Source organism: Timaviella obliquedivisa GSE-PSE-MK23-08B, from assembly GCA_019358855.1.
Lineage (GTDB): Bacteria > Cyanobacteriota > Cyanobacteriia > Elainellales > Elainellaceae > Timaviella > Timaviella obliquedivisa.
On the sequence record JAHHII010000010.1, the window covers coordinates 134,830 to 156,545 of the forward strand.

Below are 21,716 nucleotides of genomic sequence, written 5' to 3' on the forward strand. Positions count from 1 at the left end.
CTGAATAATCAAAATGCTGCCCTATCAGTCCAATTAAGGCACCTTGAATTATCGCCTTCTAAGCTTCTGTCGCTTTAATTAGCCCAAATCAGTTGCAGTTAACTAGCAACTGAATCGGCAAAATTCTTAATTTCTTGAAGAAGCTGGAACTCTGTGTTCAAAGATGAATTTGGCTCAGGATGATGCGAAGGCGATCGTAATCATCTTTAAGTAAAATGCTAAGCGATCGCCCGGCCTCAACCAGCCAAGCTCGATCTGCCTTGCGAAGCTGATAAATCTCTCGAATGGCAGCAGCGACTAACCCATCCACCGGAGCCCCCGCAACCTGAAGCAAGGTTCGTAGAAAATCAAGCTGATCGCTGAACCGAATGATTTCTTCTGACTCACAATAGTAGACTGCCTGATGGATCTGGGGAGGGCGCGGCGGCAAGTGTTGGTAAATAGTAGCGTTTTCCACCGTTCGACCAGCACCATTCTTACCATTGCAACCGGGCGGCAAGAAGCCCACGATCGCGGCTCGAAACTCGGTTTTCAACATTGCAAAAATTTGGGGCTGCTGCTCCCGCAAGTCTTGCAGCGACAGCCCTAAGGCTCGGGCTCGATGCACCGAGTCGATCGGGCTTGTCGTAACGTGATACACCACTGCATAGATCTGGTTGCCTGACTCCTCATCACTAGCCTTAACCCAGCTTCCAAAAGGCGGCATTACCGCAAAGCTCAAGTCTTCAGGTTCCAAACATTGCGCCAAAAATTCTGTTGTGGCAGTTTCAATCACCTCAGCAATGTAGCTAGGCGATCGATTTTGAGTACTGAACTGAGGCAGGGGTAACCGCATTACACTCTACTTTTTACCCCGTCCGGCAGTCGCATCTACTAATTCAAGCTCAGACGGACGAAAGGTAATTAGTTTATCCCAGTTGCCGCCTTCAAATAAAACTGCAACTAGCCCACTACTTACCCGCTGTACCAACCCTTGATATCCGTAGTAAATATCGTTAACGTTTTTTACCCGAACGGCTGAACCCGGAAGAATCATAATGTCTTTGGAGGATTGAGAAGTTACTTGTATTTAGGTTAAAACATTTCTGTCAAATGTTGTAGATTCTATGTCTCAACCACTTTTGTGGAAAGGCTGACCCAGGCTCCTGAGGCTATTTGCCCAATGATATATACGTCAATTGTGATGGTGCCAACTCGATACACCTCGACAGAACTTAAGTGCTGCTCCAGCCATTGAAGCAAGGTCTGGAACCGCTGTATCCTCTGCTTATCTGCGTCTTCATGCCAATCTTGGGGTTGAATCGCTGAAGCGAAAAAGTTTTCCATGCTGATTGTTTCTACAAAGGCATTTTTATCATGCTCTGTAAGTTGCAGAAGCTCGCTTGTAGATGGAGAATTAGCGCGATCGGGCAACTGTAAAACCTTAAAGGGGTAATCAGACTCGCTCATCCAAGTCAACCCTTCAACAATCGCCTTTAAAGACGCTACGGCAGACTCTTCATCAGGATTAGAAGTAGAGAATTTAAGATCGGGGACAACTTCAGCTTGAGACATATCTAGTAGAGGGAAGATAAGGCTAGTCGTTTTCTAAAGTGGAACGTAGATTGATTAATACGATCTCTCGGTGGCGTACTGTACTAATTGCCACCTCCCAAGGAAAAGTAAAAGACTGAAATGATTCAGGTGAAATTCGATCCTGGTCTAAATCCACCACGACCTTACGCAGAATTTCAAACAGTTTATGTCTGACTGACTGCAACTGCTCTAGATCATTAACAGAATGCACCTGTTCAACCAGTTCTAAAATCTCCAAGTTGTACATATCTGCGCGATCCTTTTGGTTATTGAGCAACCACGATCGCAATTGCCACAAAGCCGAGACGCAAATTGCACTCACAGAGGTCACCAGTCCTAAGAACTCTGAGTTCGCCATCAAAAAGTTGGGGCGCTCCTGTTCATAGTAAGCCTTTGCTCCAGAGTGTAGAGGAATCCCTAAGTTCTGCCCTGCCTCAGGCAAACGCATTAAGGCAGAGCGAGGGTAAATCGTTACCATTTCATTACGAAACTCAAATAAGGTTTGAGTGATTGCTTGTACCACACTGCTATCAACCTGTTTATGGGTCACTAAGACGGCTCGAACTGCGGCGGCTGTCAAATCTTGAGAAGGGATTGGGGTGGCTCCGTCGTAGGTACCTATGGGAATCTGGGTTGCTTCTAGAATGGGTAAAGAAAGCCGCAGAGAATCAACCTGATCAATTGGCAGTAACTTAGTCTGGCTATTGGCCAACAGACGGCTTATAGAAGGGTTGCCGATCGCAATCACCCGAAAAACGGCATCTACCTTTCCTTGAAGCAGAGCCTCATAAGCGCGATCGGGCGGCAGCAAGATGGCAGTCAGATTGCGTTCGGACAAGCCAAAATGAGGACTAATCGACCAAAAAAGATTGTAAGAGCCGCTGCCTTTGGGCATGAGTGCTACTCGCCGACCTTTTAAGTCACTGATTTTTTCAATGCCAGACTTTTTGCTCACAATCAGGTGAAATACCTCTGGGAAGAGATATGCCACTGCTCGAACTGAAGGCTGAGGAGGCGTATCACTTTGAACGATCGCCAATTCCACCCGCTTCTGTTCTAATAAATCTTGGTTTTGCTGAGCTCCCTTTGTCGCAACCACAGTAATCCGAATTTTTGGCTGATGTCGAGCCACCACAGTTGCCAATGCCTGAGCAAAAGCATAGTACTCGCCATCTGAGCTACCTGTGGCAATGGTGACATGCTGAACTTGCCGCTGTTGTAGCCACTGAACAGAGAAGGCGATCGTTGCCACAATGCTAATGACCAAAACAGGGAGGGCAAACTTAACTTTCATAGGAACGAGTCAATGGAAAACGATAGGCAGCCATGCCAACCCTCGAATAAGCCCACTTGAAACTTATGTCACCTTGGCTGAACCGCATAGCGTTGTGAAGGAATTAATCGCTCTACACCTGCCTTTCCTTGAGCAGTCTTATTAATTCGTTCACGTTTAAGCACCAATCCAGCAATGCCACCCGCAGCTAAGATGTAAATTGGGTTAACCATGGCATTAATGAGACAATCTACCATGTACAAAGCGGTCATCAGAGCAACCACTGTGGCTGAAGCAACTTTTTTGTTTGCCCACAATCTTGCAGGATACCGCATCCAAAATAAGCTCAATGTCGGTAGCAGCATCGTTACAAAAAGGCTGACTAAACCCACAGTTCCATTTTGTCCAAAGATATTAATCCAAAGGCTATCAGGAATAGTTAGCTGACTACCATCGGGTCCAAAAATTAGGGCACGTCCGTATCCGCCCCACCCGAAGATTATTCTCTCTCTGGCTTTAGCTGAAAGAAGTTCCTCATTGTTAAACCGGAACTCCAAAGATCCTACGCGATCTTCTGGCAAGACCCTAGAGAGTGACTCAACAATTTGATCAGCAACGTAGGTTCCCGATACGGCATTGATGTAAAGATAAACGACTATTCCAGCAATCAAGAGGAAAGCTGGAGCCGCAGTCCGCAGGTTTTTGCCAACAAATAGAATTGCAATACCGCCTGCCAAAAGAGCATAAGCGCCGGTAGAGCGAGTCAGAATAAACGTGACAAACAATGCGCCTACCAGCCACTTAATAGGAATATTCCATAAGTGTTTGACTGTTCCAGTCTGCCAAAGCCAAATTCCAACCAACGTCGCCGCCATCATGAAGGCTCCGACTGCCAGACCGTGGCTTAGAAAAACGGTTGGTCGGTAGCCACCTAGCCGAATCGTTTGGCTAAAGTCAGAGCCTGGAGTTCCTCCATAGATAATTCGATGAAGTTGAGGACTCAGCCGCATTTCAAATAGACAAAGGGGAATGTAGGAAAGACCTCCCACAAAAATTCCGATCGCCAATTCGCGCATTCCATTCAAACTATTAAGGTAAATACGCCCTAAAAAATAGGGAATGCCCCAAGTTACAGTTTGACCCAAAACTGCAGCCATGCCATCGTAAGGCCCCAAATCATTCGCTAGAGAAGAGGCGAAAGGAGAGACACACCAAATTACAATAGGAACGTCTATCCAACTGAATCGGAAGCTATTGAAGCGCCCCACGTCAAAGATAAAAGTTGCAAGCAAAATACCATAGCAAGTTGCTGCTATTTTGTCATAGTCAGGTATCCCAGGAATCGGCAATACGGCTTGGGGCAAATATAACCAAGCCACAATGAAGCTGATGACGATCGCTCGACGCGCAGGGTACCGGGAAAATAAGTAAATAACGACAGGAATCCAGCCAAACATTACTAGCGGAACTAGGAGGTTTGGACTAGCAAATGGATTACCACCAAAAATAAATCCCATAGGTTATTTAAGTCTTCGACTTTTTGAAACTAAGCTTCTTTCTCAAACGATTTTCCCTAGCTCAAACGATTTGCCCTAACTGCCCGGCAAGACCCTTCCAGCTTGTGCTTCATCGTAATCCTAAAGCACAGATATCGGCAAGCCTAAGGTCGGCTTAGGGTCTTGACGATCTGAGTCTTCTTTATGACTGTGTTCAATCGCCTTGCATAAGGCAGCTTCAAACAAATCAGTCGCATCATCCCAAGAATACTGAACGACAGTTTGGTAAGCGGCATCAGACATCTCCCGCCACTGCAAATCTGAGAGAGCCAACACCTTCTCAAGTCCTTCAGCCAGCTTTTGAGCATCGCCAATCGGCGCAAGATATCCATTCACGCCAGATTTAATTAAATCAATCGATCCGCCAACCTCACTGGATACAACTGGACAGCGACAAGCCATGGCTTCAACAACAGTCAACCCAAACCCTTCACTTAAGCTGCCACAGAGCCACACATCACAACTAGCATAAATATCTTTGATGTCATGCTGGTCGGGGAGCTGGGTAAAGGTTGTGTTAGCAGGTAAAGGCAGTTCTGAGACTGGCTCGTTGGAGCCAAAGGCAATAATTCGCAAATTTGGAATTTTTTGAGCTACTTGGGCGATCGCCTCAAAGCTAACTTTACAGCCTTTCCAAGCAGCCTGAGCGTACATAATACCCACAGTTGGCACAGATTGTTTGCCTCGTAGAGGTGCGTAAAACTGCTGGGTATCTACACTGTTAAAAACCAAAGACGTGTCGGCATCCCCATACTCAGTCCGCATCAAATCAACTAACCACTTAGAAATGACAATTTTATGAAAAGGCAATAAGTAAGTTGCTTTGACCCGTTCAACAGGCAAATAGTCAAAAACTTCATGGTGTTGAACAAAATAAGCTTTTGCTCCTTTTGCCGGAGACCAATGAGCCATCCATTCAGCAGTTTCCCACCAGGTTGCAATAACCACGTCAGCATCAGGGACATCAGCTTCAGTGACCTTGCAACCTTCTTTAACAACTTTGTAGGGCACGTCGATCGTATCAAAATAAGAAAGTCCCCGTTTGACGGGCTTGAGCCAGCCTTCCCCTTGAAGAATTCGAGCAAGTCGCCTGCGGCGAGAGGGTTTATTAATAGTAGACACAACAGAGATCTGATGACCTCGTTGTTTGAGGCGCTCTGCATAGATTGCAGCAACTCGCATACCGCCACTTAATCCACCGTCGGGCAGAACAAAAGTAATTCTCATACAGCAATTCTCATACAGAAAGACTCGAAGTGAAGGAAGGATGCAGCAGTGAACCTCACATCTAAATTGGGACTAAGCTGCCGGAGGCGTTTAGATAGACCCATTCAGAGCAAACCCAGTATAAGAGGAGAGTTTGTCCCTCTCTCGTATTTTTCATTACTCATACAGTGACCTTATACGCTGATCTTGCTCCATCGTCCGGTCATAAACCATGAGTTTAAGGTAAATTTTTGACTTTTCTACGTAAAAACTCCAAGTAGAAATTCTAAGTAATCAAAAATCAAGACTTTTTTCACTCCGGCTCTCAGCTTCATTGATAGCTTTGGTTTTAAAAAAAATCTACTCTTCCGCGAAACAATGAAAGCTGCACCATTGATGCGACCTTCTGTAATAGACACATACATAGGTTCAAACATAGGTTCAAAAGGAGGCGCTTCAACTTGAGAATCTGCATCTAAAAGAATTCATCAAAAGCTTTTTTCGCGCCCAAGTTCTTATCTGCCAAATCGCTAGAATGCTAATTATCAAAGTACATGACGACTTTATCCTGTATGAAAGGGCACAGAACCGCAAAACTATCGACTGTCGAAGAGTACAAATCACAATCCACCATAATGACGCTGGCTTTCTTGATTTGTTACTGTTGTACTAACTCAGGGATTAGGGTGTTACAAAACCAACTCTTGGTCAGAAAAGTCCGTAATCGACTTCTTTTAGGGTCAAGATGCCCTTTGTAAACTCAACCCCAGCTTGAGTTCTCCAGGTTTCCACACTCTTCCATCTTTAGTAGCTGCGATCGCAGGCATTCCTTCAAAAGAATCAAACCCACATCACCGGACATGATCAAGTCTTATGTTCATTGCTAGAAGTCCTAGGATTTCTTGAAAAAACAGTGCTATGGATAGCACTGTATACTCCTCACAACCTATTCATTGCCCCAGAAGAAACCACCAAAAAAGATTAAAGAAATGGTGAATTTATCGATTTAGTGTGACAAGCTTTAGCATCGAAAACCTCAACTTGTTTTTCTTATCTTAACGTTGTGCTATTCAATAGATTGAGTGGATGTGAAAATGCGCGTTTGTTCGTGCCAGAAACGCTAAGCTGAAACTAGAAAAAACTAGGATACATTCACAAGAATAAATGTAACCAGATAGAGTTCTTTTCTGTAGGAAAATCCTACCCTGCTGCCATTAACCTGGACTTTTCTAAGCCAGGCTGCCTCTAGATCTCTATTGCTCATTCAGTGTTGCAAAACCATGCCATCTATTAAACAACTTGCGCTGCGGGGCACATTTTGGACGGTCGCCAGCTATGGCATCTCTCAGATTCTTCGGTTTGGCTCCAACTTAATTTTGACCCGTCTTTTGTTCCCTGAGATCTTCGGTCTGATGTCTTTGGCTTATGTATTTATTACAGGGTTGCAGCTTTTTTCGGACTTGGGGATTCACACAAGCTTAATTCAGAATAAGCGGGGAGATGAGCCAGATTTTTTGGATACCGCGTGGACACTGCAAATTATCCGCAGTGTTGGGCTTTGGCTGTGTTGTGTAATTATTGCCATTCCTGCTGCCAATTTTTATAAGGAGCCTGAATTAGCCTGGGTTCTGCCGATTGTAGGATTAGGGACATTAATTGGGGGCTTCCATTCTACTGGACTCGCCTCCTTAACTCGCAGGTTAGCAGTTAAGCAAGTCTTAATATTTGAGCTAGGCGGGCAGATTATTGGACTTAGCGTAATGGTAATCTGGGCTTGGTTTGACAGAAGCATTCGGGCTTTGCTAGTAGGAACAGTGGTCGCAGCGTTGGTTCAATTAGTGTGGAGCCATATTCTTAGTCCGAATCCACCTAATCGCCTTGTTTTAGAAAAAAAAGCTGTCGGCGAAATATTTTCTTTTGGGAAATGGATCTTTCTATCGACAGTGCTAACGTTTTTTGCCATGCAGTCCGATCGCTTAATCCTGGGCAAGTTGTTAGGGGTACAACTGCTGGGTGTTTACGGAATCGCCTTGACTTTAGCGGAGATTCCTAAACAAGTTACGTTGGCAGTGGGCGGAAAAATAGTTTTTCCGATGTTTTCAAAGTTTGTTAGTTTGCCGCGTTCCGAGTTCCGTGACAAGATTCGGCGAGGGAGACTACCTATTTTGCTAGTTACAGCACCCGTATTAGCAATGCTGTTCAGCTTTGGGGACATTCTAATCACGACTTTGTACGACAACCGCTATGCTGACGCTGCCTGGATGATTTCGCTGTTGGCACTCGGTATTTGGCCTCTCATCTTAACTACGACGCTTGAAGGAGCGCTGTTTGCAATGGGTAACCCAACGCCATCTACTTGGGGTAATTTCTGTAGCTTTTTAGCTCTGGCAAGTGGTATGTGGGTTGGCTTTCAACTATTTGGCGTTGTTGGAGCAGTTGCTGCGGTGCCGCTCAGCAATGTCCCTTTTTATGCAGCAGTTTCGTATGGTCTGTATCGGGAAAAACTTGATTGTTTTGACCAGGATGCCTACGCGACTGCATTACTACTGATTCTTTGTTTCATCTTTGTTGCAGCTCGACATGTTTACGGTTTACCAATGCCGTTGTGGTCGGTCTAAATCGATCTCTAAAGTCAATAGCTCTTAAAGCTTCACTGAAGGTAATAGGGAGGCGGTACAGGCAGACTCTGATTGAAGGTGCTCAATGCTCATTCTAAAAATGATGGCAAGTTTACTTGCTTCTAGCTCAATATTATGATTTAGGGCAACTCGGTCTAATCCGGCTTGTCCCATAGCTTTTAGCTGGTCTTGAGAGGTTAATAATGCCGATCGCATCGCGCTAACTAATGCTTCGATAGAACCTGGAGTAATGAGCCAGCCGCAGGTATTATTCTCAACAAGTTCAGGAATGCCAGCGATATAGGTGCTAATGACGGGACGACAGAGGGCGAGTGCTTCCATCAACACTACGGGCAACCCTTCGGCAAAGCTGGGCAGCACCATTACCTTGGCGTTGAGAAGATGCTCACGCACTTCACTCGTGGTTGCCCAACCCGTGATTTTAATGTGGTCTTGAAGCTGGTAACCGGTGATTAAGGTTTCTATGGACGATCGCAGTTCACCATCTCCAACCAATACCAATTCAAAGGACAGTCCTTCTTCAGCAAGACGTTTCGCTGCCTCAATTAATAAAAGCTGACCTTTTTGCTCTGATAATCGCCCCACGCAGACGAAGCGAGGCTGGTTGGGAATGGGAGTAGGAGCGATCGCCAAAAAGTTTGCGTCTACTCCACAGTGAACCACTCGAATTTTTGACCATTGCTCTGGGCGAGTCCACCGATAAAGCTGGCTTCTACCAAAGGAGCTAATGGCGACTACAAATGCCGCGTGCTCAATTTTTTGGGGAAGGGCGATCGCTTCAACTTTGTCAAATTCTTCAGGTCCATGAACCGTAAAGCTAAAGGGCGGGCCTCCTAGCAGCCGGCACAGCATCGCTACAGTTGCCGGATTAGTACCAAAGTGAGCGTGAACGTGGGTTACTTCGGCTTCGGCTACCCAGTTCAACAATACACAAGCTTCTGCCAAGTATGCCAAGTGTTTGAGCACTCCTTGCTCCGATCGCCACCCTAACTTGAGCGTTAGCCTAATAGCTTGTAAAAACCGAGAAGGACGACGAAGCATCACGGCTAGCAAACCTTGAAGTAAGGCGATCGCGCCCCCTTCTAGCAGAAACCGAGTTTTTTTAAGTTCTTGCTGATCCGCCTCATCTACCAATTCATCGGCACAAGAGCGAACTGCAAAACGTAGAATCGTCAAACCACAGGCTTCGAGAGCAAGAATTTCACGCCGAATAAAACTATGGCTAACTTTGGGATATTGGTTGATGAGGTAAGCAATCTTTAGAGCCATTCAGCCTGCTTTAAATGTCAACACCCATCATATTAGGGCTTATTATATGAGGCTGACCAAATCGTTAAGGTTGCTAGAGCGATACTCATCCAGATGAGAAAACTCATGCGTGTCATGTTCATCGCTTGGTCAATAGTCTGAGCAGTAATGGGTTGGGTGGCATCGCCCAGTAACGGCTTAAGCTTAGTAACACCTTTATATTGATTAGCTCCACCCACCTGAACTCCCAGAATGGCGGCATAGGCACATTCGCTCCAGCCTGCGTTGGGGCTTGGGTCGTGGGGGGCATCTCGGCGGCAGATTTGCCAAACTTGGTGCGGCTGACCTGAAAGCAACGATAGGAGCAGAACATTTAAGCGGCAAGGAATCCAGGTCAGGGCATCTTCTAGCCGAGCGCTGCCCCAGCCAAGATAGGTGTAAGGCGCTTCCCGGTAGCCAACCATTGAGTCGAGGGTACTAGAAGCTTTGTATGCCATGGCGAGGGGAGCGCTGCCTAGAGGTAGAAATGCACCCAAGATGGCATAAAGCAAGGGTGCAACAACGCCGTCTGTGGCGTTTTCAGTCACGGTTTCTAAAACAGCGCGAAGGATTTCGGGTTTTGAGAGATTAGCGGTGTCTCGCCCAACGTAAAGGCTCAGTTGAGTCCGAGCGATCGCCAAATCACCTGCCATCAAGGGCTTCAAAACATCTTGAGCCGATCGCCTTAAACTTCTTCCAGCAAAGCAACTGGCTAGTAGGATTGCTTCAGTCACCATGCCTAGAAACGGGTGGAGGCGTTGGGCAGTTAGAACAACGACCCAGACCACCAGACCACTCAAACTAGGGAGGGCGATCGCCAGCACCACGCCCAAGCCCTTTAGCGCCAAGGGGTGATGCCAACGCTTTAGAACAATGTGACAATAACGTTGAATTCCCCAACCCATAATCTGCACCGGATGCAGCCAATTCCATGGATCGCCGATTAAGTAGTCTAAAAGGGCGGCGATCGCCAGGACTATAGCCGCATCCGAGATACCCGCAAGGGGTCGCCATTGCCATAGAGTGGGCAAACCCGTATGGAATTCACTGGGGTTTAGCATTCTATAATGTCTGTCACCTTAATACATTCGGCAGATCAAATTCTGCCTTACTTTTACAAACCACTATGTCTAATCTTTCCCCATCAGCCTCAGCCGAAAATCGACTTGTCCGCCTAGAGCGCCTGCGAAATTTCAGCCGCTTATTAGACAATGCGATCGCTATTCCTGGCACTAGCTATCGGGTTGGGTTAGACCCACTTTTAGGACTCATCCCCGGCGGTGGAGACGCGATTGGGATGGTTCTCTCTTGCCTCATTGTGTATGAAGCCTCTCGCTTAGGAGCCAACCAGAAAACATTAGGACAGATGACATTTAATGTTCTTTTAGAAACTCTACTCGGAACTGTGCCGGGAATTGGAGATCTATTCGACGTAGTATGGAAGTCCAACACCAAAAATATTCAGCTACTAGATGAGCATCTAGGGGTTCAGCAAACAATTCCTATAACAGGTCATCGAAATCGCGGCTTTACGATTTTTCTGATTGTGGGACTGGTGTTGGCGATCGCGGGTTGTATTGCCTTATCAATCTTCGTACTACATTGGCTCTACCAGCTTCTCTCAGCACGTTAAGGCTTCTCTTCGGTGTCTACTTTGGGGATGATGTCGGGGCGATCGTTGTCTTCCCAACCAGGCGGGCGCTTGGAATTGTACCAGGCGATCGAACCAATGCCCACTGCGGCAACGAACCCAACGGCATAGACCAGCGTAAACGCCAGCGGAAAAGTAGAAGCAACTCCTAGCAATAAACTCATTCTTATCTTGCTCCTGAGATTTCACACAATTTTTCAAATACTGGTTATCTAGTATGTCAGGTTATGGGAATGGTGAGAGGTGTTTGGTTGTAGAAGGGGGGCGATCGTATCCAAAACTATGTGGGAGGTTATTCGTAAACTTCAGCGCTACCTTGTTTCTGTTCATGGGAAAACTGAATAGGCACAATGAAGCAATGTTTAACCCTGTAAATATCATGGTTTTAGCTACCTCAGATAATGACAATGGCAATCTAATCCAGACTACTCTTGAATGGATTGCCGACGCTGGGATTAATGGGTTAGGAATTTTGCCTTCTGCGGAACAGGTCGCAGCAGACCATTTGAGTAAGACAGCTTGCGTTGAGGATGCTATTAATTCAGTTATTGCTTGGAGAACCACCTATGCTGCTGGCACAGGTTTTATCACTGGAGTAGGTGGTATTGCAGCAATGCCCCTTACCATTCCAGCAGGATTGGCTGCATCCTATGCACTTGGAGCAAATACATCTGCCGCAATTGCTTATCTTCGAGGCTATGACATTCACTCTGAACAAGTAAGAACAATGGTTCTGTTATGTCTGATTGGTGAAGCGGGGCAGGAGATTCTTAAGACCGCAGGCATTACTATTGGCACTAAAGTATTTCAGAATATCATCAAGCAAATACCTGGTAAGGTTCTGATTGAAATTAATAAGAAGATTGGCTTCCGATTGATAACTAAGGCTGACGAAAAAGGTGTAGTCAATCTTATGAAATTAGTGCCATTGATTGGAGGGGTTGTAGGAGGAACATTTGACGGCATATTTGTGCATAGCTGCGGACAAACTGCTAAAGGAGTATTCTCTCAAGCGTCAGACACATAAGGAAGAATTTTGTTGCTTCGGACAGTTGCAAGAGCCGTCTGTTCAGTTCAAAGATCCTTACAATCACTGATTTGAGTCATTATTCATACCTTGTAAGAACTCTAATCCTGTCAATTGATTATTGGGAGACGATCTATATGATGACGGAGAATGGATATGTGGAGCCTGTATTCCAGGCATGGCTTATCCTTACTAAAGGGTAAGATAATAATGAAACGTTGAAATTACTCCAATGAGACTCAATCATATTACGAGCAATCCGAAGCGCATGAATGGGCAACCCTGTATTCGGAATCTGCGCCTTACGGTTCGTCGGGTGATTGAGATACTGGCAACTTATCCTGATCGGGAAGAATTACACCAAGAGTTTCCAGAACTAGAGGATGAAGATATCCGACAAGCCCTAATTTTTGCCTCTTCCTACTTGGACGATCGCATTATTGAACTCTCTAACCCTTATGAAACTGTTGCTTGACCAGGGGCTACCCCTCTCGGCGGCAGCGTTATTACGGGATACAGGTATCGATGCTATCCATGTTGGTGAAATCGGGATGTCTGAAGCAGAAGACTCAGACATCATCCAGAGAGGTAGAGACGAGAGACGTGTCGTTGCTACTCTTGATGCGGATTTTCATACACTGCTAGCACCCAGCATAGCGATTACTCCTTCGGTCATTCGCATCCGAATTGAAAGGTTACGCGCCCAAGCACTCACAGATCTGCTGTTGACGGTGATTGCTCAATGCGAGGAAGATTTACAACAAGGATCAGCCATTACAGTTGAGCCAAGCCGTATTCGTATTCGTCGGTTACCGTTAGTTCCTGATGCCTAAACAACACTATTACACAGCGATCGGATCAAGTGAGTTGGTGAGTCCGAAAAGTTACTCGCGGCGAGTGAACAGGGGCTTTAGTCCTCAACAATTAACCCCGTTCTCATTAAGCAATTTTGAGGCACCTGTGGAAGGATAATTGTACGTGAGGGGCGATCGCTCTTAACTTTAGAAATTTGGAGATAGACAATTCATGCACCAAGTTAGTCTTCAAGAAGCAGGAAATCAACTCGCAAAATTGATCGAGGGAGCCGCAAGCGGTGAAGAAGTTGTAATTACGCGCAGTGATGGTGCAGCCTTTAGAATCGTGCCAATAAGCTCAACGAAGCCACGTCCCACATTTGGTAGTGCCAAAGGTTTAGTCAGAATGTCTGACGACTTTGATGCTCCTTTAGTTTGATGCTCCTTTAGAAGATTGTTAGTTCGGCAAACTCGAAATCTAAAATTAAGTTTCAGATGGGTCTACCCTGGTTTCAAAAAGTATTTTGTTGACACGATCGACCTCAGTTGTTGATAATTGAGAACTGTGTGAACTTTAGCACCCTGAAAAGCCTTGGCTAACGTTGTTGTAATTGGTGCCCAGTGGGGCGATGAAGGGAAAGGAAAAATTACTGATCTGTTGAGCAAGTCAGCAGACATGGTTGTCCGCTATCAAGGCGGTGTCAATGCGGGTCATACTGTTGTAGTAGACGATCAGACCTTTAAGCTACACCTGATTCCCTCTGGCATTCTTTATCCCAGCACCGAGTGCATTATTGGGGCAGGTACGGTCATCGACCCAAAAGTCTTGATTCAAGAGCTAGACCAGCTTGAGACGCTCAAGATTTCGACTTCAAATTTGCTAATCTCCGAAACAGCCCATGTCACCATGCCCTATCATCGGCTGATTGATCAGGCATCGGAGGAGCGGCGGGGAATTCATAAAATTGGTACGACCAAGCGGGGCATTGGGCCCACCTACGCCGACAAGTCGGAACGAACCGGAATTCGCATTGTTGATTTGATGGATGCCGAAAGCTTGGAGAAAAAGCTGCGGTGGACAGTTAACTACAAAAATGCAATTTTAGAGAAACTTTATGATCTTCCTCCGCTTGATCCGCAAGAGGTAATTGAAGAATATCGGGGCTATGCCGAACGGCTACGCCCCCACGTAGTTGATAGTTCGCTCCGGATTTATGAAGCGTACCGACAACGCCGCAACATTTTGTTTGAAGGTGCGCAGGGCACACTGCTAGATCTTGACCACGGCACCTATCCCTATGTCACCTCGTCTAACCCCGTGGCAGGTGGCGCGTGCGTAGGTGCGGGTGTGGGGCCCACCATGATCGATCGGGTGATTGGCGTTGCCAAGGCTTATACGACTCGCGTTGGCGAAGGGCCTTTTCCAACCGAGTTGCATGGCGAGATTGGCGAATTACTGTGCGATCGCGGTGCCGAATTTGGTACCACTACTGGACGCAGAAGACGCTGTGGCTGGTTTGATGCCGTCATTGGTCGCTATGCTGTGCGAATCAATGGTCTAGATTGCCTGGCAATTACTAAGCTAGATGTATTGGACGAACTTGACGAGATTAAAGTCTGCGTCGCTTACGAAATTGAGGGGCAGCGCTGTGTGGATTTGCCTAGTAACACCCGCCATTTCGCTCGTTGTCAACCTATCTATGAAACGGTACCCGGCTGGCAAAAATCTACTGCTGAATGCCGTACTCTAGAAGACTTGCCGCCGCAAGCGTTAGCCTACCTGGAGTTCTTAGCTGAACTCATGGAGGTGCCGATCGCCATTGTCTCTCTCGGTGCCAGCCGCAACCAAACGATCATTGTGGAAGATCCAATCCATGGCCCTAAAAGAGCTTTGCTCCATAAAATAGATCAAGGGCTGGCAATCAGTGGACAGGGGGCAGGTGGGTAGGCGAAGGGGCGACCCCTTGTGGGTATCTTGAAAAGATTGTGCCCTCTCAAATGTGCCCTGGCTCTGGTCAAGTTGACGTAGTTTTGTTCAGTTTATTCTCAGTACACAAGGTTTAGGACGCTATGGAACTCACGGTTGAATGTAAAAAACGTATCGAAAACAGCAAACCCAACGCCCTGCGCCGCGAAGGTTTGCTCCCCGCTGTGCTGTACGGTCACAATGTTCCTGAATCGTTGTCTTTAACGGTTAGTGCTAAAGACATTGAGACTCTGCTCAGAAAAGCAAAAAAAACAGCGCCCATTGAGGTTAATGTGCCTGAGCTTTCTTGGACAGGCAAAGCCATGATTCAAGAAGTTCAAAAGCATCCGTGGAAAGAAAGTATCTATCACGTCAGTTTCTTCTCTGTTGAGTAAGAAGTTGAAGATTTCTTGGAAGACTGGAACCTGGAGGCTTTCATCTTCTCTTAGGGGTTCATCAAAAAGACATTAAATCATGGGGGTGCAGCTAGGCTGCACCCCTATTGCATGTTAATCTCCCACTATTGCCCATTTTTTAAAGCACCTCATGACCGAGAGTACCCTGCCTCCCTTAGTTCAAAAAATGCTGCGTCCAGAGTTCTATCCCCATCCGGTGACTGAACCCATTGGCTTTGTTCAAACCCATATTTCCTACGTCTTTTTAACCGGGGACTATGCCTACAAAGCCAAGAAGCCGATGAACTTCGGTTTTTTAGACTATTCCACCTTAGAAAAAAGGCAGCATTTTTGCTCTGAAGAACTTCGGATGAATCAGCGAGGTGCGCCAGGGATATATCTGGAGGTTTTGCCAATTACGCAAACTGGGGAAGAGTTTGAGCTAGGCGGCTCTGGAGAAGTTGTGGAATATGCAGTGAAAATGCGTCAGTTTCCAGAAACCTCTCTTCTATCCAGCTTGTTTGAACGGGGTCAGTTAACGGAAGATCTCCTAGTCGAACTGGCAAAAGCGATCGCCACCTTTCACAAAACTTGTCCATCTAACGATTACATCCGCAGTTTTGGAGAAGTGACACAGGTTCGCCAAGCCTTTGACGAAAACTATCAGCAAACGGAAGGTTATATCGGTGGTCCTCAAACCCAACAGCAGTTTGACGAAACTAAAGCTTACACCGATCAATTTTTTAGCGATCGCGCCGATCTCTTCACTAACCGCATTCAAAACAGCTGGATTAGAGAATGCCACGGCGACCTGCATTTGGGCAATATTTGCCAATGGCAAAATCAACTGATGCTGTTTGACTGTATTGAGTTTAACGAGCCGTTTCGCTTTGTCGATGTGATGTATGACATTGCTTACATTGTGATGGATTTGGAAGTGCGCAATCGTCCTGATCTGAGTGCCATTTTCGTGAGCACCTATATTGAGCAAACAGGCGACTGGGAAGGGCTGCAAGTTCTACCCATCTATGTCGATCGCCAAACCTATGTTCGGGCTAAAGTGACTTCCTTCATGCTAAATGATCCGGGTGTGCCGGATTCCGAGAAGCAAAAGGGCAGCGAGAAAGCAGCCCTCTACTATCGTTTGGCGTGGGAATATGCGAAGCCCAAAATCGGGAAAATTTTCTTGACCTGTGGTTTATCAGGTTCTGGGAAAAGTACCACTGCTCGCCAACTTGCCCGCCAGACAGGTGGCATTTACATTCGTTCTGACGCAGTTCGTAAGCATCTGGGCGGCGTGCCGCTAGACCAACGAGGTGAGGATGATTTGTACAGCCCAGAAATGACTCAGAAGACCTACGATCGCCTCCTGTCCCTAGGACTGTTGCTATCAAATCAGGGCTACACGGTGATTTTGGATGCCAAGTACGATCGCCAAATACTGCGGGAAGCCGTGATTGATCGAGCCGCAGCGGCTGAAATTCCCCTTCAAATTGTGCATTGCGAGGCTCCGTTAGAGGTGTTACGCGATCGCCTTCATAATCGTACTGGAGATATTGCCGACGCTACGGCAGATGTACTGTCACAGCAATCTTTAGAGCCATTTTCTGAAGTGGAAAAGCCCTATGTCAAAGCGATCGATACGACGCAGGATATTGGAACGCAGCTTCTATATTCTTGTTTCCCTGTCTCTAGTTAGAGAACCAATAGAACGAAGTATCAGTTAACTCATCTAATTGTCCTAGCCTTAAAATAAGGTGAGCCGCATTTGCGATCGCCATCATGTATCAACAAGACCCCCTTCATTCTCTCTATAATTCTCTCCCCACCATGTACGATCTTCCCAGCGAAGATCCAGAGGAGCCTGGTTTGCCCGACGAATTTCATGAGTTTCAGCCCCAGCTTTTACGCGAAACTTGCCATCCGCCTGATTACTCAACCCAAGAGTTTTTTGTTGCCACAGATTTAAATCTTTACTACGATGTCAAACATCCTTTGTGGCACAAGCGCCCCGATTGGTTTTTAGTTTTAGGTAAAGCCCCTGCCCAAAAGCAGGAAGACTTGCGCTGGAGCTATGTGATTTGGCAAGAAGGCACCGCTCCTTTTCTAGTTATAGAATTGCTCTCACCCGCCACTGAAGCGGAGGATCTAGGGCAAACGTTACGAGAGGTTAATACTCCACCGACCAAATGGCAAGTCTATGAGCAGATTTTGCGAATTCCTTACTACGCAATATTCGATCGCTATCAAAACCAGTTCCGGTTGTTTCGGCTTGTTGCTACCCGCTATGAAGAATTGACTCTTGCGAATAAGCGCCATTGGTTTGAAGAAATGAATCTGGGGTTAGGAGTCTGGCAAGGAGTCTACGCAGAAACTGAAGGACTTTGGCTCCGTTGGTATGATGCAGAAGATAACTGGCTACCCTTGCCTGCTGAACAAGTGCAACAGGAGCGCCAGCGGGCTGAACGACTTGCTACCCGCCTCCGAGAACTTGGGGTTGATCCCGATCAAGTGTGAAATTTCTAACTTCTAACTATTTACTCTGGCATGAAACTACTGCTCAGGCTGCCGATCGATAGTCGCTTCTATTGTGCTAGTTAGATAATGCCCAGACATAACGCTGCTGGAAAGACAGTATTGGTCGGCAGTCAGTTGATGGAGGGTTTCAAAGCCAGTACGGCGCTGACGATCGCCCAACACCCAATAGCGCTGAACAATAGATTCGGGGGCAATCCAGCCTTCGCCTTCGACTCGACCCAGCAAACTATGCTGGAGCACAAAGGTGTATTGGCGATCTCCCAGACCAAAGCGTCCGCGATACTGAAGACAAATTTCACTGCGATCGCTTCCAGGAAATGTCAGCTTAGTTACCATTGTGTACCAGTCGTCACGGCTCCAAGCAATCAAAATCTTGCCCTTAACGGTGATAGGCATCCCATCTCGATCAAGCCAATTGCCTTGTAACAACCAGCGTCCCGACTCTAAAAGAAACGTGTGAGGCACAACACCAGTTTTTGTCATCATATTTTGTGTGGGGCAACTGGCAAAGAGACAGGAATAGCTTAATTGGAATACATCGTATCTACTTTGCCTGAGCATCTACCATGTGAATTTCCCCTAGAACAACCTTTCGGCTAGCGCCAGTAACATCAGGGAGATTACTGGGTATATTTTGATGCCGCCAGTAACCAAGAATTGCAAAGGCGATCGCTTCCTTAAAGTCAGCATTTAAGCCCATTTCATTAGTAGTACGAACTTCAGTTGTATTTAGATTTGCTTGAAGCCGCTGCCTAAGATAAAGGTTGTGGTTACCCCCCCCACAAAGCAAAACTTGGTCAGGTAGATGAGGTAGAAAATCGCGATAGCTCTGGGCAATGGAAGCAGCGGTTAGCTCGGTTAACGTTGCCAAAAAGTCCGCAGGCTCCAGGTGATAGGGTTCAGCCTCGACGAAGCACTGCTGCAAATATTCCACGCCAAAAAGTTCGCGTCCCGTTGATTTAGGCGGCGGCTGGTGAAAGAAGTCTTGTTGCAGCCATTGTTGAACCAGCGGTAAGCATGGATTTCCTTGGGCTGCCCAGGCACCCTCTGGATCAAAGGTCTTTTCGCCCTGGGTAAGTTGGTGTATTGCTAAATCTAGAAGGGCATTGCCCGGACCAGTATCCCAGCCCATCGTGCGAGCAGAAGATCGGCTGCGGGCAGGCAAATAGGTAACGTTGCCAATCCCTCCAATATTTTGGACGCAGCGATCGTGGGTATTATGACTCAGTAAGCAAACATCTACGGGTGAAACTAAGGGTGCGCCCTGTCCCCAAGCGGCAATGTCACCAGCCCGAAAGTTGCTAATGGTGGTGATTTGGGTTAGGTCGGCAATTAAGACTCCTCGTCCAAGCTGGAGACTGTAGCCAAGGTGCGTCGCCGGAGGGCGATGGTAGACGGTTTGTCCGTGGGAGCCAATTAGGTCGGCGGTGGGATGACCCACTTGAATCGATAGGGCAGCGTGGGCAAAGGATTGGGCGATCGCATCATCTAACGCCGCAAACTCAGGCATTGATAAAGCTGCACCACCGCAGACTGCTAGAATTTGCGATCGCAACTCGGCGGAGTAAGGATAGGTTTTACTAGCAATGAGATCAACCTTCAGATCATCGGTAGCTCCTGAAATTTCGACAAAGGCGGCATCAATGCCATCAACCGATGTACCGCTGATTAGACCGATGACTTTCATACGGGTAACTGCTCAATGCCTTTGTTGGTGCCAATCACAACCATTAACCAGCCTTTGTGAAGCCGCAGAACAGGGCTAGGGTTAATTTCAAAATTACCTTCTTTACAAACTGCCAGGAGGGTTAACCCATAGCGTTTCCGCAGGTCTAATTCCATGATCGTTTTGCCATCAAACTCGGCGGGAATAACAACTTCGACAATGCTGCTGTTAGGGTCAAGCTCAAAACGTTCGAGAATGCCGGGACGAGTGAGCGATCGCGCCAGCTCGCAGCCCATTTCATGCTCTGGATAAACCACATGGTCGGCTCCGACCCGCTTGAGCAACTTACCATGAACTTCGGAAGAGGCTTTGGCAACAACGTGAGCTACGCCGCCTTCTTTAAGATTGAGGGTTGTAATGATACTTTCTTGCACATAATTCCCGATCGCCACAATCACAGTATCAAACTCAAAAACTCCGGCTTGCTTGAGGGCAGATATCTCAGTGGAATCTAACTGAACAGCATGAGCCGCAAGTTGCTCAGTCAAAATATTAGCCACTCGACGTTCGTCTGAGTCAATGCCCAAAACTTCGTAACCCAGTTGATGAAGAGTCATACAAACAGCCCGACCAAAGCGACCTAAACCAATCACGGCAAACTGACGGTTATTGGCACGAAGACTTCTGAAAAAGCTTAACGAGGATAGGCTCACAGCTAAATACCTAAAAACTAATTTTTCTGGTTACCAGCAATTAACTCAACTAACTCAACAAATAGTGGCTGGACTATCCTACCAAAAGGTTTTCTTCAGGGTAATGAATAGAGTTTGGGGTAGGGTCACCTAAAACGGCAGCCATGATCAGTAAAATGCCAACTCTGCCGATATACATTGTGGCAACTAAAATAAGTTTTGCCATTGTCGAAACGCTAGCAGTAATACCCGTAGAAAGTCCTACTGTTGCAAAGGCTGAAACGGCTTCAAAAAAGATGCGAATGAAGTCAATGCTAGGATCTGTTAAGGAAATTAAGATTGTAGAAAGTATGACAGTGCTTAGGGAACCAAATACCACTCCTACTGCCTTTAAAAGTAAGGTTGTTGGGATTCTCCGCTGATAGCAAATGACTTCTTCTTTTCCCTGTAAAACCGATCGCGTGGTGCTGAAGAGAATTCTGAAGGTCGTAGTTTTAATTCCGCCCCCCGTCCCGCCAGGGTTGGTTCCAATGAACATTAGAAGAGTAGTTAGAAATAATCCGGCTGTAGTCATTTGACTATAATCAATTGAATTAAATCCAGCCGTTCGGGGAACCACGCCTTGGAACCAGGCAATCATGAGTTTATGACCAAAATTAAAATTACCTAGGGTGTTTGGATTTCTAAATTCGATTAATAGAATAGCCAGGGTTCCACCTATTAGTAAAAATAGCGTTGTACTGACTGCAATCTTAAAGTTTAGAGGAAAAGCTAAGCGCTCTTTTCTACCTGTGAGGCGATCGCGCGTCCACAAATACATTTCCATAATCACCTGGTAACCAAGACCCCCGAAGATGACGAGAAGGGGAATAACAATGTTGATTGGTATCGAAGTCGCATACCCAATAAAGTTATCGCGGAGCAGACCAAAACCAGCATTATTAAAAGCACTAACGCTGTGAAAAACTGAGAGCCAAAGCCCCTGCTGAAGCCCAAACCGGGGCGCAAAAACTGGAAGCAGAGCAAACGCACCAGTTAGCTCAAGGATGAGCGTTACGGCAATAATTGATTTAACCAACTGCACGACCCCAGACATCCCTTGGCGATCGAGAGATTGCTGAATTGCAATTTTCTCCCTTAAGCCGAACTTACGTCCTATAAGTAATAGCAAAAAAGTGGTTGCAGTCATATAGCCTAAGCCGCCCACCTGTACCAAAACTAGAAGAAAAAACTGACCTGGAAATGTATAGTAAGTACCCGGATCAACAACCGCCAAGCCCGTTACACAAACCGCAGAGGTAGACATGAAAAGAGCAGTCACGAAATCTCCCCAACCGCTAGCAGTACTAGAAAACGGCAGCATGAGGAGAAATGCCCCGGTGAAAATCACTGCAATAAATCCTAGGCAAATCGTGCGAGAAACTGTCATGAGGGGACGAGAGTGAGGGAGA

23 protein-coding genes are annotated in these 21,716 nt (G+C 46.6%); 10 read left to right on the forward strand and 13 right to left on the reverse strand.

Annotated elements, in window-relative coordinates:
* Positions 1–157 precede the first annotated feature (157 nt).
* From KME11_17235 to KME11_17260, 6 genes are all read right to left on the reverse strand, one after another.
* Positions 158–835 (reverse strand): hypothetical protein, encoded by a 678-nt coding sequence (locus KME11_17235; protein MBW4516956.1) that lies wholly within the window; start codon positions 833–835, stop codon positions 158–160.
* A gap of 6 nt (positions 836–841) precedes the next feature.
* Positions 842–1,036, reverse strand: coding sequence for a DUF3252 domain-containing protein (locus tag KME11_17240; GenBank protein MBW4516957.1), 195 nt, complete (start codon positions 1,034–1,036; stop codon positions 842–844).
* A gap of 68 nt (positions 1,037–1,104) precedes the next feature.
* Complete coding sequence (locus KME11_17245; protein ID MBW4516958.1) at positions 1,105–1,554, reverse strand: nuclease A inhibitor family protein; 450 nt, start codon at positions 1,552–1,554, stop codon at positions 1,105–1,107.
* Positions 1,555–1,576: 22 nt separating this feature from the next.
* Positions 1,577–2,869, reverse strand: coding sequence for a TAXI family TRAP transporter solute-binding subunit (locus KME11_17250; protein ID MBW4516959.1), 1,293 nt, complete (start codon positions 2,867–2,869; stop codon positions 1,577–1,579).
* 68 nt (positions 2,870–2,937) lie between these two features.
* Positions 2,938–4,365 (reverse strand): O-antigen ligase domain-containing protein, encoded by a 1,428-nt coding sequence (locus KME11_17255; protein ID MBW4516960.1) that lies wholly within the window; start codon positions 4,363–4,365, stop codon positions 2,938–2,940.
* Between the two features lie 120 nt (positions 4,366–4,485).
* On the reverse strand, positions 4,486–5,631 hold the full coding sequence (locus KME11_17260; GenBank protein MBW4516961.1) for a glycosyltransferase family 4 protein: 1,146 nt from the start codon (positions 5,629–5,631) through the stop codon (positions 4,486–4,488).
* A gap of 1,259 nt (positions 5,632–6,890) precedes the next feature.
* Between KME11_17260 and KME11_17265 the strand changes: the two genes are divergently transcribed.
* Positions 6,891–8,228 carry an oligosaccharide flippase family protein gene (locus KME11_17265; GenBank protein ID MBW4516962.1) on the forward strand — a complete coding sequence of 446 codons (1,338 nt, stop codon included), beginning with the start codon at positions 6,891–6,893 and terminating at the stop codon, positions 8,226–8,228.
* 24 nt (positions 8,229–8,252) lie between these two features.
* Here the strand turns inward: KME11_17265 and KME11_17270 are convergent, their stop codons facing one another.
* Positions 8,253–9,518, reverse strand: a complete 1,266-nt coding sequence (locus tag KME11_17270; protein ID MBW4516963.1) for a glycosyltransferase — start codon at positions 9,516–9,518, stop codon at positions 8,253–8,255.
* 32 nt (positions 9,519–9,550) lie between these two features.
* On the reverse strand, positions 9,551–10,597 hold the full coding sequence (cbiB, locus tag KME11_17275) for an adenosylcobinamide-phosphate synthase CbiB (GenBank protein MBW4516964.1): 1,047 nt from the start codon (positions 10,595–10,597) through the stop codon (positions 9,551–9,553).
* Positions 10,598–10,662: 65 nt separating this feature from the next.
* On the opposite strand from cbiB, the gene KME11_17280 reads away from it, so the two are divergent.
* Complete coding sequence (locus KME11_17280; GenBank protein ID MBW4516965.1) at positions 10,663–11,169, forward strand: DUF4112 domain-containing protein; 507 nt, start codon at positions 10,663–10,665, stop codon at positions 11,167–11,169.
* On the opposite strand, the gene KME11_17285 is transcribed toward KME11_17280, so the two are convergent.
* Positions 11,166–11,351, reverse strand: coding sequence for a hypothetical protein (locus tag KME11_17285; protein MBW4516966.1), 186 nt, complete (start codon positions 11,349–11,351; stop codon positions 11,166–11,168). The two genes, KME11_17280 and KME11_17285, sit on opposite strands and share 4 nt — an antisense overlap.
* Before the next feature lie 164 nt (positions 11,352–11,515).
* Between KME11_17285 and KME11_17290 the strand changes: the two genes are divergently transcribed.
* From KME11_17290 to KME11_17325, 8 genes are all read left to right on the forward strand, one after another.
* Positions 11,516–12,214: an EcsC family protein gene (locus KME11_17290; GenBank protein ID MBW4516967.1), complete on the forward strand. Its 699-nt coding sequence runs from the start codon at positions 11,516–11,518 to the stop codon at positions 12,212–12,214.
* 232 nt (positions 12,215–12,446) lie between these two features.
* Positions 12,447–12,689 (forward strand): DUF433 domain-containing protein, encoded by a 243-nt coding sequence (locus tag KME11_17295; protein MBW4516968.1) that lies wholly within the window; start codon positions 12,447–12,449, stop codon positions 12,687–12,689.
* Positions 12,673–13,047 (forward strand): DUF5615 family PIN-like protein, encoded by a 375-nt coding sequence (locus KME11_17300; GenBank protein ID MBW4516969.1) that lies wholly within the window; start codon positions 12,673–12,675, stop codon positions 13,045–13,047. Before KME11_17295 ends, KME11_17300 begins: the two co-directional genes overlap by 17 nt.
* A gap of 193 nt (positions 13,048–13,240) precedes the next feature.
* Positions 13,241–13,447: a type II toxin-antitoxin system prevent-host-death family antitoxin gene (locus KME11_17305; GenBank protein ID MBW4516970.1), complete on the forward strand. Its 207-nt coding sequence runs from the start codon at positions 13,241–13,243 to the stop codon at positions 13,445–13,447.
* Between the two features lie 153 nt (positions 13,448–13,600).
* Positions 13,601–14,956, forward strand: a complete 1,356-nt coding sequence (locus KME11_17310) for an adenylosuccinate synthase (protein MBW4516971.1) — start codon at positions 13,601–13,603, stop codon at positions 14,954–14,956.
* A gap of 122 nt (positions 14,957–15,078) precedes the next feature.
* A complete protein-coding gene (rplY, locus tag KME11_17315) occupies positions 15,079–15,369 on the forward strand; it encodes a 50S ribosomal protein L25 (protein ID MBW4516972.1) in 291 nt (96 codons plus the stop codon).
* Between the two features lie 151 nt (positions 15,370–15,520).
* Positions 15,521–17,068, forward strand: coding sequence for an AAA family ATPase (locus tag KME11_17320; GenBank protein MBW4516973.1), 1,548 nt, complete (start codon positions 15,521–15,523; stop codon positions 17,066–17,068).
* A gap of 83 nt (positions 17,069–17,151) precedes the next feature.
* Entirely contained in the window at positions 17,152–17,886 is a 735-nt protein-coding gene (locus KME11_17325) for a Uma2 family endonuclease (GenBank protein ID MBW4516974.1), read from the forward strand.
* 36 nt (positions 17,887–17,922) lie between these two features.
* On the opposite strand, the gene KME11_17330 is transcribed toward KME11_17325, so the two are convergent.
* The 4 genes from KME11_17330 to KME11_17345 all read right to left on the reverse strand — a co-directional run bounded on the left by KME11_17330 (position 17,923) and on the right by KME11_17345 (position 21,694).
* A complete protein-coding gene (locus KME11_17330) occupies positions 17,923–18,372 on the reverse strand; it encodes a hypothetical protein (protein MBW4516975.1) in 450 nt (149 codons plus the stop codon).
* A 79-nt stretch (positions 18,373–18,451) separates the two neighbouring features.
* Entirely contained in the window at positions 18,452–19,594 is a 1,143-nt protein-coding gene (locus KME11_17335) for an anhydro-N-acetylmuramic acid kinase (GenBank protein MBW4516976.1), read from the reverse strand.
* Positions 19,591–20,286 carry a TrkA family potassium uptake protein gene (locus tag KME11_17340; GenBank protein MBW4516977.1) on the reverse strand — a complete coding sequence of 232 codons (696 nt, stop codon included), beginning with the start codon at positions 20,284–20,286 and terminating at the stop codon, positions 19,591–19,593. Before KME11_17340 ends, KME11_17335 begins: the two co-directional genes overlap by 4 nt.
* 73 nt (positions 20,287–20,359) lie before the next feature.
* Positions 20,360–21,694, reverse strand: coding sequence for a TrkH family potassium uptake protein (locus tag KME11_17345; protein MBW4516978.1), 1,335 nt, complete (start codon positions 21,692–21,694; stop codon positions 20,360–20,362).
* Positions 21,695–21,716: the final 22 nt, after the last annotated feature.